We start from the raw sequence: 14544 nt of genomic DNA, 5'->3' as shown, positions 1-14544 counted from the left end.
TCGCAGGATGAGCGAACTGCGCCAATCTCAGACCGCGGGATCGGCCAACGCGCTGGCCTGCCGATCCATGACCGGTACGGGCCGATACAGGACCAATCGGTAACAGACCACACTGATCATCCAGTCGAACAGCAGCGTCCAGACGTTGTGCGACAGGAAATGCGCCCCTTGCATCATCCTCCCCAACGAAAACACCGAGCCCAGCAGCAGCGCCCCAATCAAGGCAGCCCGAGCCAGACGTGGGCGACGATCACGCAGGGCAAAAAACAGCGCCAGCAGGGAGAAGCCGGCAGACGCATGTCCACCCGGCCAGCAGCGGCCTGCCTTCTCGACGAAGGGATGATGCCCAAGCAACGGTGAGTAGGGTTCTACGCCACCGAACTCGCTGAGGCTCCAGGGGCATTGGACAGCAGTCACCGTCTTGAGCGGTGAAACGATCGCGGTACTCAGCCCGAGGGCCAGCACCAGGTAACCGAGCGGTCGGCGGATTCTGCGCACACGGGTTGGCAAAAGGCTTACCAGGAACCCGGCAATCGCCAGGACGCCGAGGAGGATGACCGCTTGCTTGGCGCGGTCATGCAACACATCTTCGAGGAATTGGCTATGGCGCCCGATGAAGCCACCTTGTGGATCGTAGAACAGATGGGCCAGGGCAAAATCCAGGTGCGGGACGTCTACGATCAACAGCAGGGCCATCAAGGCAATCGGTAAGCTGATCCAAAAGCGGAAGTTGAACGGGCGGGAGTACGGCATTGCTAAGTCCTGCTCGAATAAGGGTCGCGCCAGTCTGCTTGATCGCTCGTGAGCAGTTGGTCGAAGGCACGTGAAAAAAACGTCAACGCCACGCGACGGTCAGGTTCAGGAGAGAACCAGCGCGTCCTGGACATCGAAGGCGGATTTATCATCCTCATCGATGTGCTGAACTGTCTGGACCTCAAATCTGCAGCATGCATCGCGTTAGCGAAGGGCGGAACAGGTTGCCGCTGACGCCACCCTCCATGGCCAGAGACCGGGATATGCCTGCACCCACTTCGTCCCCGCTGATCCCACGTACCGTATGGATGCTGGGCTTCGTCAGCCTGTTCATGGACCTGTCGTCCGAGTTGATTCACAGCCTGCTGCCGGTATTTCTGGTCGGCACCTTGGGCATCAGCGTGCTGACCCTGGGCTTCATCGAAGGCATGGCGGAAGCGACTGCGCTCATCGTCAAGGTGTTCTCCGGGGCCATCAGTGATGCCATCGGCCGTCGCAAAGTCTTGCTGCTGCTCGGCTATGGACTGGCGGCGCTGACCAAGCCGCTGTTCCCTCTCGCCCACGCTGCCGAGCAGGTCTTCGTGGCTCGGCTCCTCGACCGCATTGGCAAAGGCATTCGAGGTGCTCCCCGGGATGCCCTGGTCGCTGATATTGCGCCACCCGACATTCGCGGGGCCTGCTTCGGGCTGCGTCAGTCCATGGATACGGTGGGCGCTTTCCTGGGTCCCATCCTGGCGATCCTGTTGATGAGCTGGTTGCACGACGACATTGCAATGGTCCTGTGGTTCGCCGTGATTCCTGCGCTGCTGTCGGTCGCGTTCCTGGGGGTCGGTGTGCGCGAGCCCCCGCACGACACCTCACGGCGAGTGTTCCGCTCTCCCATCAGACTGAGCTCATTGAATCGTTTCTCAAGGGCGTACTGGTGGGTGATGGCGATCGGTACAGCCTTCACACTGGCTCGCTTCAGCGAGGCCTTCCTGGTACTGCGCGCGCAGCAGCTGGGGTTTCGCATCACCTGGATTCCCCTGGTCATGGTGGTGATGGCCGGGTGTTACATGGTGTCGGCCTACCCGGCGGGTAAATGGTCCGATCGAGTCGGGCGCACGGCGCTACTGATAGCCGGTCTGGTGCTGCTGGTCATGGCCGATGTGGTGCTGGCCAGGGCCACGGCAGCCCCGATGGTCATGGTTGGCGTTGCCCTGTGGGGCCTGCACATGGGCTTCAGCCAAGGCATCCTCGCGGCCATGGTCGCGGAAACAACGCCAAGCGACCTCAAGGGCACCGCGTTCGGCCTGTTCAACTTCGCCAGCGGCGTCGCACTGCTGCTGGCCAGTGTGATTGCCGGCTGGCTGTGGCAAAGCCATGGTGCCGCTCTCGCCTTCTACTGCAGCGCGTTGCTTGGCACAGCAGCGCTGCTCCTGCTACTGATCAGGCATGCGAGCCGTTCGTAGGGTGAACTGTGCGCACCACGACCGACGCCCGGTGCGCACAGCACACCCTACCGAACCCAGCCCTGCTCCAATAACGGCCGATCCCACGCCGGCTCCTCGCTGATCCGTTCCACCAGGAAGTCGATCAGCGTGCGCACCTTCAAGGCTTGGCGCTGGGTCGCCGGGTAGACGGCAGAGAAGTTGAAGGATGTGAGCGCGTAATCAGCCAACACCGGCACCAGACGCCTAGCCAGTAGGTCATCGCTGGCCACCAGGGTCGGCAGGCAGACGACGCAGGTGCCGTTCAACGCATAGTCGCGCAGCAGGTGGACCGAGTTGGAACGCACCTGCCCGGCCAGACTGAGCTCCACCAGCTCCGCCCCACCGTTGAACACCCACTTGTTGCGCGAAGGGTAGCCTTCGTACAGCGCCACCTTGTGCGCCTGCAGATCGGCAGGCTCGTTCGGTGCACCGTGGCGCTCAAGGTATTCGGGCGAGGCGCAAAAAAGCCGGCGCACACTGAACAGCTTGCGCCCGATCAGGGACTCGGCCAGCGGCGGGAACATCTGGAAGGCCACATCGAAGCCTTCCTCGATCGGGTCCACCACCCGGTCGTTGACGATCACATCCACATCGATGTCCGGATACAGCTCGGTGAATTCCGCCAGCAGGCGGCCAAAGTGGCCGAGGGCGAATCCCGGCAGCATCTGCACCCGCAGCTTGCCGGTCGGCTTGGCGCGCAGGTCGCGCATGTGCTCGGTGAGGCTGTTGAAGCTCGCCACCATGTCCGCGCATTCCTTGTAGTAGGTCTCCCCCACTTCCGACAGCCGCACATGGCGGGTGCTGCGGTGGAACAGCGGTGCGTTGATGAAAGCTTCCAGCTGCTGGATGCGATGGCTGACGACCGAACGCGTCACGCCCAGTTGTTGGGCAGCTTTGGCGAAGTTACCGGTTTCCGCGACGCGGACGAAGGCTTCGATGCTGAGCAGACGGTCCATGGTGCTTTCCGAATTGGCAGTGAATTGCAGGATTGAAACCTGTGGGGGGGCGAATTAATTCGCTGGGCAGGCCGTAGGTCTGCCCTTTTGGGGCCGGGGGACGCCGAGTTCTTGCTCGCGAACCGGCCCCTTTCGCGAGCAAGCTCGCTCCTACAAGGAATACCGCCACTTGCAACACTCATCGCAGTCAGAGCCAATGAATTCGCCCCACCAAGGAAGTAGCACGCCCTCAGCCCCCCACAAGCCGGCGCTGCATCGGAAACAGCTGCCAGCCGAACCGCTCGCTCACCAGCCCCCACACACCCTGCGGCGCCTTGAGCATCATCACCACCGCAACGCTGCCGAGGATGATCATGTACAAAGCGCCGAACTCCGCGAAGCAGCTGCGTAGCGCGAAGTAGATCAGCGTGCCGACCAGCGGGCCTTCCAGAGTGCCGATGCCGCCGATGATAACGATGAAGATCACCGCAGCCGTCCAGTCCTGCACGCTGAAAGCCGCATCTGGAGAAATGCGCAGCTTCTGCAGGAAGATCAGCGCGCCGACCGCGCCGGTGAAACCGGCAGCCAGCACATAGACCATCAACCTGGTGCGAAACACATTGATGCCCAGGCTGCCGGATGCTGGCTCAGAGTCGCGGATCGCCGTCAGTGCGAGGCCCTGGCGAGAGCGCAGCAGGAAGTACACGAGCAGCACCGCCGCCACGGCGATGGCCAGGGCACTGAAGTAAAGCAGCATCTCACGGCCGTCACGGCTGCTGCCGATCTGCCGCACGATGCCCGCCGGCAGGCTCTGCCCGGAGCCGCCACCCAGGCTGCCGACCTGGGCCAGTCCGAGGCGGAAGACCTCCGCCGCCACCCAGGTGCCGATGGCGAAGTAAGCGCCGCGCAAGCGGAACAGCACCAGTGCCGTCGGCACCGCCAGCAGCGCCACCAGCACACCTGAAAGCACCACCGCCAGCAGCGGCGGCACGCCAAATCTCGTCGCCAACGCGAAGAGCAGGTAGCCGCCCAGGCCGACGAAGGCCTGTTGGCCAACCGAAACCATGCCGGCATAACCCGCGAGCAGGTTCCACATTTGCGCCAGGGCCAGGTAGTAGGCGAACTCCACCACCAGGCGCAGCAGCGCGCGATCGGCCCAGAAAGGCAGCGACGCCAGCACCAGCACCGCCACACAAAGCACCGCCAGACCCACCTGGCTGCTGCGAGTCGCGCGCTGGACGAGGTAGGCATTGTTCATCGCATTCATCAGTCGACACTCCGGGGAAACAAGCCGCGCGGGCGGAAAACCAGGATCAGCAGGAACACCAGATGGCCGGCGAGGATCTGCCAGCCCGGATCGATGCGTGCTCCTGCCGCCTGGGCGACACCGAGGATCACGCCGCCAGCCAGCGTGCCCCAGAGGCTACCGAGGCCGCCGATGATCACCGCTTCGAAGCCGTAGAGCAGGCGCGCAGGTCCGACGCTGGGGTCGAAGCTGGTGCGCACGGCGAGGAACACCCCGGCGATGGACACCACCGCCATCGCCAGGGCCATGGCCAGGCCGAAGATGTGAGCATTGTCGATGCCCATCAGCTGCGCGGTCTGCTGGTCATCCGAGGTAGCTCGGAAGGCACGGCCCAGGCGCGTCTTGTAGAACAACAGCTGCAGGCCGCCGATCACCAGCAGCGCGCAGCCGAACACCATCAGTGGCATGACGCCAAGGCTGAGCCCGCCGACTGCGGCACTCGCCACCTCCAGGTCACCCTGCGAGAGCTTCTGGCTATCGGCACTGAAAAACTCCAGCAGAACGTTCTGCAGGATGATCGACAGGCCGAAGGTCACCAAAAGCGGTGGCAGGATGTCCTGACCAAGGGTGCGATTGAGAAGACCACGCTGCAGGCAGTAACCCGCCGTAAACATCACCGGCACCACCACCAGCAGGCTCTGCAGTGGCGACAGGTCGATTGCCTCCACCACCACCAGCGCCAGGTATGACGCGAATACGATGAAGTCGCCGTGGGCGATGTTGACCAGGCGCATGATGCCGAACATCAGCGACAAGCCAACCGCGAACATGGCGTAAAGGCCGCCGAGCAGCACGCCCTGCACCAGGGTATTGAGCCATTCCATCGTCATGCCTCCGCCAGGCCGAAATAGGCCGCCTTGATCTGATCCTTGCTCACCTCGCCCGGCTTGCCGGAAAGAGAAATGCGTCCTTCCTGGAAGCAGTAGAAGCGGTCGGCGACGCTCAAGGCCTGATTGATGTCCTGCTCGACCAGGACCACTGCCGTACCGTCCGCCTTGATCGACGGCAGCGCGGCATAGATGTCCTTGATCGTGGTCGGTGCCAGGCCAAGGCTGATTTCGTCGCAGAGCAGCAGGCTCGGGCTCGACATCAGCGCGCGGCCGATGGCGACCATCTGTTGCTGCCCACCGGACAGCGCGGTGCCGGGGCGTTTGCGCAGGGTCTCCAGCACTGGGAACAGCGCATAGATGCGCGCCAGGCTCCAAGCACCCTTGCGCCCGCTGTAGGCGCCGATCAGCAGGTTCTCTTCGACGCTCAGAGAGGGGAACAGCTTGCGTCCCTCCGGTACCAGTGCAATGCCGCGCTCCAGCACATGGTTGGCCGGAAGGTTGCCGATGTATTCGCCCTTGAAACGGATAGCCCCGGGGTCATTGCGGATCAGCCCGGCCAGGGACCGCAGGAAGGTGGATTTGCCGGCGCCGTTGGAGCCGATGATGGCCAGGGTCTCGCCCTCGGCCAGGTCCAGGTCGATTTCGAACAACGCCTGGAAGTCGCCGTAGCCGGCGCGCAGTTTGCGGATCGTCAGCATGACTTCAGTTCCCGATGCCCATGTAGATTTCCTGCACCTTGGGGTTGGCCATCACCGCGCAGGGCTCGCCTTCGTCCAGCTTGCGGCCGAAGTTGATCACTGCCAGACGGCCAACGACCGCCAACAGCGCATGGACGATGTGTTCGATCCAGATGATCGCGGTGCCGGCGCGGTGGATACCCTGGATGGTGCCCACCAGCTCCAGGCACTCCGGCTCGGTGAGGCCGCCGGCGATCTCGTCGAGCAACAACAGTTGCGGTCGCGTCGCCAAGGCACGAGCCATTTCCAGACGCTTGCGCTCCAGCAGGGTCAATGCGCCGGCCTGGGCGTTGGCCTTCTTCATCAAGCCGGTGAGTTCGAGGATGTGCGCGCACCAGCCGTAGCTGTCCTTTCCCCCTTGCCCGGCACCGAAGGTGGCGCCCACCAGCAGGTTCTCGAACACCGTCATCTTCACGAAGGGATGCGGGATCTGGTGCGATCGACCGATGCCACGCTGGCAGCGCCTGAACACTGGCTCACGGGTTACGTCAGCGCCTTGGAAATGAATACGCCCACTATCCGGTGCCACCCCTCCGGCGATGAGATTGAACAGCGTGCTCTTGCCCGCGCCATTGGGCCCGATGATGCCCAGTGCCTCGCCCGGCGCCAGGGTCAGACTGAAGTTGTCCGTCACCTTCACCGAGCCGTAGCGCTTGTGCACCTGCTCCAGTACGAGGAGTTTTTGCATGTGTCATTACCTGTATGAAGCTGTAGCCCGGACTGGCCCCCTCTCCTTCCGGGGCCAATCAGGCATGCTTTTGGAAGCACTGCTTTCAGTGCCTGAGAGCGCCAGAACGCGAAGCGCTCTGGCCGGGGCGCGGAGCGGGGTTGGGGTGAGGGGACCCCGCCCACGCTCAGCGTCAGCTGCCGTAAGTGATCGCCTGCATCTCCCCACCCAGCGGAATCTGTGGTGCGGTCTGGTTGCTGGTGATGACCAGGTCGTAGGTGAATGGCCCGCCCAAGCGCCACTGACCAGACACCAATGGCGTCTTGGCGACGTTCTTCACCGGCCCGTTCTTCCAGCTCACCGGCCCGACCATCGTGTTCAGCTCGGTCTTCAGCAGCGCATCGCGCGTGGCCTGCGGATTGCCGACCTCCTCCGTGCGCTGAAGGATGTCCACCGCCAACTCGAACAGGGCATGCACGAAGCCCAGCGGCTGAGTCCACTGCTTGCCGGTGGCCTGGGTGTAGCGCTCGGCCAACTGCTGGGCGCTGAGGCCATTGAGCGAGGAGCTGAAGGGGTGGCTCGGGCTCCACCAGATTTCCGTGGACAGGTTGTGCCCAGCCGTGCCCAGGGACTCCACGGCGGAGGGAAAGAGCAGCGCCTTGCCCACCGACATCGCCTTGGGCTGGAACCCCTGCTGACGCGCCTGGGTCCAGAAGGTGGTGAGGTCCGGCGGGATGACGACACCCGTGACGATCTGGGCTTCAGCCTTCTTGAACGCGGAAATCTGCGCGGAGAAGTCGTCGGTCAGGCTCTGGAAACGGCCCGGGTCCACCAACTGGAATCCCTTTTGCGCCAGCACCGGCGGGAAACCCAGCTTGGCGTCGCCCCAGGCATTGCCGTCACCGTCGTTGGGGAACAGGCCACCGATCACCTGGTTGCTCGCCATGCCACCCCACATCGCGGTGTAGGTGGCGATCACATCCTCCAGCCCCCAGAAGAAGTGGTACGTCCACTCGAAACCCTCATCCAGCTTGCCACCACGGGTGAAGAACCAGGGCTGCCAGGGCGCCACGGTGGAGATGCACGGGACTTCGTTGATCTCGCACTGATCCGACACCGGGTTGGTGGTTTCCGGCGTGGACGACACCAGCATCAGGTCAACGCCGTCTTCGAGGATCAGCTCGTTGGCCACCTCGGCGGCACGGTTGGGATTGGACTGACTGTCCTTGACTATCACCTCCAACCGGCAGCGCTGGCCGCCGACCGTGATGCTGTTCCTCAACACCGAGGCGAGACTTTCGATGATGTAGGCATCGGCTGCCGCAAAGGGCGCTAGCGGGCCGGTCTGCGGGCTGACGTAACCAATGCGGATGACCCTTTCCGCGGCGATCAGCGGGCCGGAAGAAAAGCCTGCGAGCAGCGAGCCACCAGCCACGACGCCGCTGGCCCGCAGAAAATCACGCCGGGAAAGCCCGGCACCAAGGAGTTTCTTGTTGTTCATGGCAGGTACCTCGTTGGGAGGATCGATCCTGACCCGGGCTCCGCCGGGAACCCGGGCGTGCTGGGGCAGGGATCAGAAGAAAACGGTGATGTCGAAGGAGCCGATCAGCTGGCGGTCTTCCTGGCCGCCGCCAAAGGCGTCACGGCCGTTGCCGCTGTGAATGTCGTAGCGCAACTCTGGGCGCAGGCGCAGGTTGGGCACCGGCGTCCAGGACAGGTTGGTGGTGACGCCGTAGAAGCTGCCCCAGCTCGGGTCCGGGATGCCGGTCTGCGGATCGATGTTGGCCATCACCACATGCACCGGGGCGTCGGTGTAGAACCACTCGGCGCGGCTGTTCCACATCAGATCGTCGGCCAGGCGGTGGTACCAGTTGAAGTCGGCGCCATACCAATGGGCATTGTCCTTATCCGCAAAGCCGGCGAAAGCGGCGTCCTCCTGCTGGCCATAGTTGAACTCGGCGGCAACCCGGTTGCGCTCGTCCAGGACCCGCGAAACGGTAAGGTAGGAGGCATAGCGAGTCAGGTTGTCGTCCTCGGTCCCAGCGGGAATGGGCGACCCGCAAGCGCACTCGGCGAAGCTGTCTCCAGCGCCGTTGCCATAGATGTTTTCCCAGTCCACCCAGGTGCGGAAATCCGCCGAACGCCAGCGCAGGTTGGCGATCACGTCCAGGTCTCCGTTGGGATCCTGCATGTTGTTCCAGCCCTGCACCACGCCCAGCTCGAACCCGAGCATGCTGCCGTCCTCCTCCTGCGGCAGCTTGAAGGAATACAGCGCGCCAGTGTGCTTGGCCGGGCCGTGCATGAAGGAATAGGTGTGGCTATAGAAGTCCGCTGGTGCGGGGTTGCCGAGGGCAAAGCCGATGTCGTTCTCCAGAGGGGTGTGGAACACGCCGAGCATCAGGTTTGAGCCGCCCAGAACCGGAAAGTAGAAGTCCAGGAACGCCTGGGCGATGTTGAAGTTTTCATCGTTGGCATCAGCCGAGCGGTTCACACCGAGGTCTTCGTCGAAGCCGTAGGTCTTGAAGAAGCGCGCGTCCTTACCGTAGATGGCGGTGATGTTGAAACCCCAGTCGGCTTCCTGCGGCATGGGCCCGGGGAACGGGCCAACACGGCCAACCACGTTGCCCTTGGGCGCCTTCTCGATGGCCAGCGCGAATTGGTTGAGATTGAAGCCTTCGTCATTGTTGAAGAAGGCCTGCTTGCTCACGTCATCGCTGGCGTTGTCGTTATAGATCCAGCCGGCCTGACCCCAACCATGGACCTTGATGCCGTGGTCCTGCTCCAGGCTGTCGCCGAAGACGCTGCGAAACAGAGAACCACTGGGGCCGGGTTCGGCGGCCTGAGTCAACGATGGCAACAATGCCGCGACGGCCAGCACCGGGCCGAGCAGCGAGGATGCGGAAAGAGGCTTGCGAGGAATCATGGCAGCTACCTTGTTGTTATTAGTCAGCCTGATGCCGATGCAGGGCCCGCTGGCAGTGCGGGCTTCGGCTTGTTCGGCTGGATCGCAAGCTACAAGTCGCCCTGCCCACCAACAATTCCGGTTTCAGCGATATGAGTGTTTGCGAATCGAGAACAATGGCGAGTGATGCGGAGCTAGAGCGGCTGGCGCGGGGATGGGGTGCGGCGGGGATGGGCGGTTATCGGACGGGAATCGAAGTGGGACAACGGCGCGGGGTGAGGGTGGCGGAGTTCACCTCCGCACATTCCCCCTACCCTTGCGCAGGGGCTCCAGCAACGGCTTCAACCCGTTGTGGTCGATTTCCTGCATCAGCATCAACAGACGCCCGATCTCCCCCTTTGGAAAGCCCTCACGGGCGAACCAGTTGAGGTAATTACCGGGCAGGTCGGCAATCAGCCTGCCCTTGTACTTGCCGTAGGGCATTTCACGAGTGACCAGGAGCAGCAGGTCTTCAGGATTCATCAGGCTCTCGATGGGCGGTGACGGTCTGCGATTGTCGCAGAGCCGCGCGCCGATTCAAGCATCCAGCGGCGGTCCGAGCACCCCGAACTCCGCCGGCACCTTCACGTAGAACAGGGTGACCTCTTCATCGTGCAGGCGCTGGAACAGTTCCTCGCACTCCTCTTCGCTCATGGCCATGACGATCAACATAGGCTGGTCGGCCATCTCGAAGAAATGGTGGGAATGGAAATGCCGGGTGCGGCCGAACCCCTCGATACCGGACACCAGGGTCGCGCCGCGCAACCCCATTTCCATGGCCAGTGCAACCAGCCAATCGGCGAGCATCTTGCCCTCATGCCGCCGGTTCTGCTGGGTATAGAAAGTGACTTGGAAACCTTTCATCACAACCCTCCGCCATATCAATGTCAGTCAAGCATGGCACCCGCTGCCGGGAGACGAGGGACTAGCCGATGAAGCGCGCTACCCCATCCACAATCGGTCCCTACCCGGTTCAGGCAATACCGCCGTTGGCACGCAGGGTCTGGCCGTTGACCCAGCCGCCATCGGGCCCCACCAGGAATGCCACGATCGCGGCGACATCTTCTGGCGTCCCCAAGCGCTCGAGCGGTGCCTGCCGGTTCAGGCGCTCGATCAACTCTGGCGACTTGCCCTCCAGGAACTGCCTGGTCGCAATCGGCCCCGGCGCGATGCAATTGACGGTGATGTTCCGTCCGCGCAACTCCTTCGCAAAGATCGCACTCATGGCTTCGATCGCTGCTTTCGAGGCGGCATAGACCGAGTGGCCCGGCAGCCCTAGCGCAACCGCATTGCTGGACAGGTTGACGATACGCCCGCCGGTGCGCAGGCGCGTGGCCGCCAGTTTCAGAGTATTGAAGGTACCCCGGGTATTGACGGCGAAAATCCGGTCATACAGCGCCCGGTCGGTATCAGCCAGCAGTACCGCTCCCGGCTGGACGACCCCAGCATTGTTGACAAGGATGTCGACGCCACCGAACTCCATCTCCGCCTGGTCGAACAGCACCTCCACCGCCACAGGGTCGCTGACGTCAGCGAGAATCGGATAGGCATGACCCCCGGCCTGTGTGATTTCCTGCACCACCTTCTCCGCGGCCTCGGGCCGCGCAGCGTAGTTGACCACTACCTGGATTCCGTCGGCGGCGAGGCGCCGGGCAATGGCAGCGCCGATGCCACGGGATGCACCGGTGACAATGGCGGTTCTGACGGACTGCTGCATGAAGCCTCCAGCAAAGGCCAGGAAGGACACGGCATGCGACCGGATGGGGGCCTTTTCTGTGGTATAGCCGGAGTTGGCACGGCGCGTCTGACCGGTTATCAGTGCCGCGCGAACGCCCGCCTACGGCAGATGGACCGTTTTAACTCCCTCTCCCTCCGGGAGAGGGCTGGGGTGAAGCAAACTGCCCATTCCTGCAAATGGCCCGACCAATGTAGTGGGTCTGTCTGCGTTACCTGCCGCTAGAAAGCTGCGCAGCGGTAAAGGCATAACTCTGGGCAGGTTAGCGCTGAGCGGAGTGAGGCCCAACGATCTGCGCTCGAACTGCCGGGCTTCGCGGGCTCAGTACCAACTTACGAGAGCCCGAGGTAGCTGCGATCACTCCGCGCCGCCCTATCCCGGTTCCAGGGCCGGTTCCTCGAGGCCTTGTGTCCGATAGCTCGCCGGATTGAACAATCGCGTGATCCCGAGCATCAGCATCACCGTGACCGCCAGCACCACCCAGGCGCTGACGAAACTGCCAGTCAGCTCACGCAGCCAGCCGCTGAGCCATGGCGACACAGCATTGATCAGGAATCCCACGCCCTGCACGAAGGCCGCGAGCTGCCCGGCCTCGCGCGGGTCCTGCCGATGGTCGAGGGTGAGGATCAGGCTCAGGGCAAAACAGGCCCCCAAGCCAAAACCAATTAACGCCACCCATAGCGCGGGATACTCCAATGGCAGCCAGACCAGACCAACGAAGCCGACGGCCTGCGCCAGCAGGCTGACGCTGAGCAGCGGCCGGCGATCTACCTGGCGTTGCGCCAGCGCCGGCATCAGCAACGCGGCCAGCACCTGGAAGATGGTCATGAAGGCCAGCAGCGAACCACTGCGGGTCGGGCTCCAGCCCAGTTGCAGGTAATACACCGGCAACCAGGCCACCATGCTCATATAGCCGCAGTTGACCAGCCCGAAGTACACCGCCAGCAGCCAGGCACGACGCTGGCGCAGGAAATTCGACGCTCTGCCCGCCGCCTCCGAGGCGCTCCCAGCAAGCGGCCACAGGAGCCACAGGAGCAGCGCCAGAGATGCAGGTACCAGCCAGAAGCCCAGCCCCACCTGCCAATGCTCGAAATGATGGGCCAGCAGCGGACTGAACAGCGCCGCCAGGCCACCGCCGCCCATCAGCGATGCGGAATAGACGCCCATGGCCACAGCTACCCGGCCCTCGAAGCGGTGCTTGATCACCCCGGGCAGAAAGGCCTGGATCAAAGCCACCCCGGCTCCGCCCAGCAATGCCGTCGCCAGCAACGGCCCGGCCTGGCCACAAAGCAGTCGCGCCAAACAGGCAGCGACGATCAATGACAACCCGAGCGCGATGCCACGCCGTTCGCCCAGGACGCCCAAGCGGTTGCCCAGCAATGCCACCAGCCCCATGCAGATCACCGGCAAGGTCGTCAGCAGTGCAGCGGTCTGGAAGCCCATCCCCGTGGCACTACGGATTTCTGCCAGCAATGGGCTGACCGAACTGAGCATCGGGCGCAGGTTCAGGCCCAGGACCACCAGCAACAACCAACCGGCTGCGCCCTGCACGCGTTCAGTGCGGGTCATGCAATGACTTCCAGCGGGCATAGACAACAGCCATGGCCGGTTGCGGCAGGTGCTGGATATCGAGTTTCTGCTCACCCAGTGGCAGAGCCATCTGCTGATAGATAGCGGCAGTGGACAGGCCGAACGGCTCGCCCTCGGCGTTGGCTGCAGCGAATACCACCCGCTCCACACCGCATAGGTGCATGGCCGCCAGGCACATGGGGCATGGCTGACCGCTGGCGTAGATCACACAACCATCCAGACGCGGCCCCAATTGCTGACTGGCGGCGCGGATAGCCTGGAGTTCGGCGTGGGCCGTCGGGTCCTGGTCGAGGTGCATCTCATTCACCGCGCGAGCCAATACCTGGCCGTCCCGCACCAGCAGAGCGCCAAAGGGTCTTCCGCCGTTTTCGACATTCTGCCGGGCCAATTCCACGGCCTGTTCGAGAAAATTGTTCTCCAGCGACATCGGATGCTCCGGTTAAATCAGATGGCCGAAAGTATGTCCAGCTGGTCAGGTATTCTGAAATTAAATATAAACATGTCTATCAGTGGCCATAAGAATGATCAGCCATGCTCGATCCACTCCTTCTACGCAGCTTCGTGGCCGTCGCCGACTGCGGCAACTTCACCCGTGCCGCCGAGCGCGTGCACCTCACCCAATCCACCGTCAGCCAGCAGTTGCGCCGCCTGGAAGAAGCCCTCGGCTGTCGCCTGCTGGACCGCAGCCAGCGCCAGGTGGTGGCAACGCCCGAAGGGGAGCAATTGCTGGGCTACGCGCGCCGCATCCTCGCCCTGCAGGAGGAAGCCGCGGAAATGCTGCGCCACCAGCCCGGCGGCGGCGTGCTGCGCCTGGGCGTCCCCGAGGACTTCGCCGCCGAACGGCTGATGCCGGTGCTGGCGGAATTTTCCGCCGCCCGTCCCGGAGTGCGCCTGGAGGTGACCAGCGGTCTGAGCCCGGAACTGCTGCGGCTGTACCAGGGCGGCGAATTCGACCTGCTGCTGGTCAAGCGCATGGGGGATGGTGGCGACAGCCTGGCCTCCTGGCCGGAGCCCCTGGGCTGGGTGGACAGCGCGAGCCATCCCGCCTATGGCCGCGACCCCCTGCCACTGGTGGTATTCCCGGCCGGCGGCCTGTACCGCAACGAGATGCTCCACAGCCTCGATGTGCAGGGCCGGCGCTGGCGCATCGCGTATTCCAGCGCCAGCCTCGCCAGCGTGCGCGCGGCGGTGGCGGCGGGCCTGGGGGTGAGCCTTCTACCGCTGCGTGTGCTGGGACCGGAACATCGGTTGCTGGAGACGGAAGGACTGCCGGAAATACAGGGATTGCGGCTCGCGCTCTATGGACGGAAGGGGCTGGGGCGTGCGGGAGCGGAGTTGGTGGAGCGGTTGAAGGCGCTGTGCGGAGGTTGATCGAACGTTGCAGGGGCGAATTCATTGGCTCTGTCCCAGTTAAGCGTTGTCACTGGCTGGCTCCCTTGTAGGAGCCAGCTTGAACTGGTCAAGTAATTCTGGACACCAGTTAAGGCTTCACGCCGCCAGCCTTTCCATCGCAACTGGCGACCGATACCCGTTATAGCTATGGAGCCTGGCGGTGTTGTAGCGCGTGACGTAGCGCTG

Annotated in this window: 15 protein-coding genes; 2 read left to right on the top strand and 13 right to left on the bottom strand. The window is 63.5% G+C overall.

The window, feature by feature from the left end; all coding sequences use genetic code 11:
* Nucleotides 1–27: 27 nt before the first annotated feature.
* Complete coding sequence (locus J7302_RS24075; RefSeq protein WP_215380733.1) at nt 28–753, bottom strand: phosphatase PAP2 family protein; 726 nt, start codon at nt 751–753, stop codon at nt 28–30.
* A 263-nt stretch (nt 754–1016) separates the two neighbouring features.
* Here J7302_RS24075 and J7302_RS24070 point away from each other — a divergent pair, with 263 nt between their 5' ends.
* A complete protein-coding gene (locus tag J7302_RS24070) occupies nt 1017–2204 on the top strand; it encodes an MFS transporter (RefSeq protein WP_251702242.1) in 1188 nt (395 codons plus the stop codon).
* A gap of 47 nt (nt 2205–2251) precedes the next feature.
* On the opposite strand, the gene J7302_RS24065 is transcribed toward J7302_RS24070, so the two are convergent.
* The 12 genes from J7302_RS24065 to J7302_RS24010 all read right to left on the bottom strand — a co-directional run bounded on the left by J7302_RS24065 (nt 2252) and on the right by J7302_RS24010 (nt 13393).
* Nucleotides 2252–3181, bottom strand: coding sequence for a LysR family transcriptional regulator (locus J7302_RS24065; RefSeq protein WP_215380731.1), 930 nt, complete (start codon nt 3179–3181; stop codon nt 2252–2254).
* Nucleotides 3182–3410: 229 nt separating this feature from the next.
* Nucleotides 3411–4427 (bottom strand): branched-chain amino acid ABC transporter permease, encoded by a 1017-nt coding sequence (locus J7302_RS24060; RefSeq protein WP_215380729.1) that lies wholly within the window; start codon nt 4425–4427, stop codon nt 3411–3413.
* Entirely contained in the window at nt 4427–5290 is an 864-nt protein-coding gene (locus tag J7302_RS24055) for a branched-chain amino acid ABC transporter permease (protein WP_215380725.1), read from the bottom strand. The genes J7302_RS24060 and J7302_RS24055 overlap by 1 nt, the downstream gene beginning before the upstream one ends.
* 2 nt (nt 5291–5292) lie before the next feature.
* Nucleotides 5293–5994 (bottom strand): ABC transporter ATP-binding protein, encoded by a 702-nt coding sequence (locus J7302_RS24050; RefSeq protein WP_215380722.1) that lies wholly within the window; start codon nt 5992–5994, stop codon nt 5293–5295.
* Nucleotides 5995–5998: 4 nt separating this feature from the next.
* Nucleotides 5999–6721 carry an ABC transporter ATP-binding protein gene (locus tag J7302_RS24045; RefSeq protein WP_215380718.1) on the bottom strand — a complete coding sequence of 241 codons (723 nt, stop codon included), beginning with the start codon at nt 6719–6721 and terminating at the stop codon, nt 5999–6001.
* 172 nt (nt 6722–6893) lie between these two features.
* The gene (locus J7302_RS24040) at nt 6894–8201 is read right to left on the bottom strand and encodes an ABC transporter substrate-binding protein (protein WP_215380715.1); all 1308 of its coding nucleotides are present in this window, start codon (nt 8199–8201) and stop codon (nt 6894–6896) included.
* Nucleotides 8202–8273: 72 nt separating this feature from the next.
* A complete protein-coding gene (locus J7302_RS24035) occupies nt 8274–9623 on the bottom strand; it encodes an outer membrane beta-barrel protein (RefSeq protein ID WP_215380713.1) in 1350 nt (449 codons plus the stop codon).
* A 270-nt stretch (nt 9624–9893) separates the two neighbouring features.
* The gene (locus J7302_RS24030) at nt 9894–10124 is read right to left on the bottom strand and encodes a DUF3820 family protein (RefSeq protein WP_215380711.1); all 231 of its coding nucleotides are present in this window, start codon (nt 10122–10124) and stop codon (nt 9894–9896) included.
* A 54-nt stretch (nt 10125–10178) separates the two neighbouring features.
* Nucleotides 10179–10505, bottom strand: coding sequence for a DUF190 domain-containing protein (locus tag J7302_RS24025; RefSeq protein WP_215380709.1), 327 nt, complete (start codon nt 10503–10505; stop codon nt 10179–10181).
* 109 nt (nt 10506–10614) lie between these two features.
* Entirely contained in the window at nt 10615–11358 is a 744-nt protein-coding gene (locus J7302_RS24020) for an SDR family oxidoreductase (protein WP_215380706.1), read from the bottom strand.
* A gap of 390 nt (nt 11359–11748) precedes the next feature.
* Nucleotides 11749–12945 (bottom strand): CynX/NimT family MFS transporter, encoded by a 1197-nt coding sequence (locus tag J7302_RS24015; RefSeq protein ID WP_215380703.1) that lies wholly within the window; start codon nt 12943–12945, stop codon nt 11749–11751.
* Nucleotides 12932–13393 carry a nucleoside deaminase gene (locus J7302_RS24010; protein WP_215380699.1) on the bottom strand — a complete coding sequence of 154 codons (462 nt, stop codon included), beginning with the start codon at nt 13391–13393 and terminating at the stop codon, nt 12932–12934. Before J7302_RS24010 ends, J7302_RS24015 begins: the two co-directional genes overlap by 14 nt.
* 104 nt (nt 13394–13497) lie before the next feature.
* Here J7302_RS24010 and J7302_RS24005 point away from each other — a divergent pair, with 104 nt between their 5' ends.
* Nucleotides 13498–14337, top strand: coding sequence for a LysR substrate-binding domain-containing protein (locus J7302_RS24005; RefSeq protein WP_215380696.1), 840 nt, complete (start codon nt 13498–13500; stop codon nt 14335–14337).
* Nucleotides 14338–14544 lie beyond the last annotated feature (207 nt).

It is taken from the genome of Metapseudomonas boanensis (assembly GCF_018704125.1).
GTDB lineage: Bacteria > Pseudomonadota > Gammaproteobacteria > Pseudomonadales > Pseudomonadaceae > Metapseudomonas > Metapseudomonas boanensis.
Note: the sequence above shows the minus strand (reverse complement) of the source record. Positions and strands in the feature narration are given on the sequence as shown.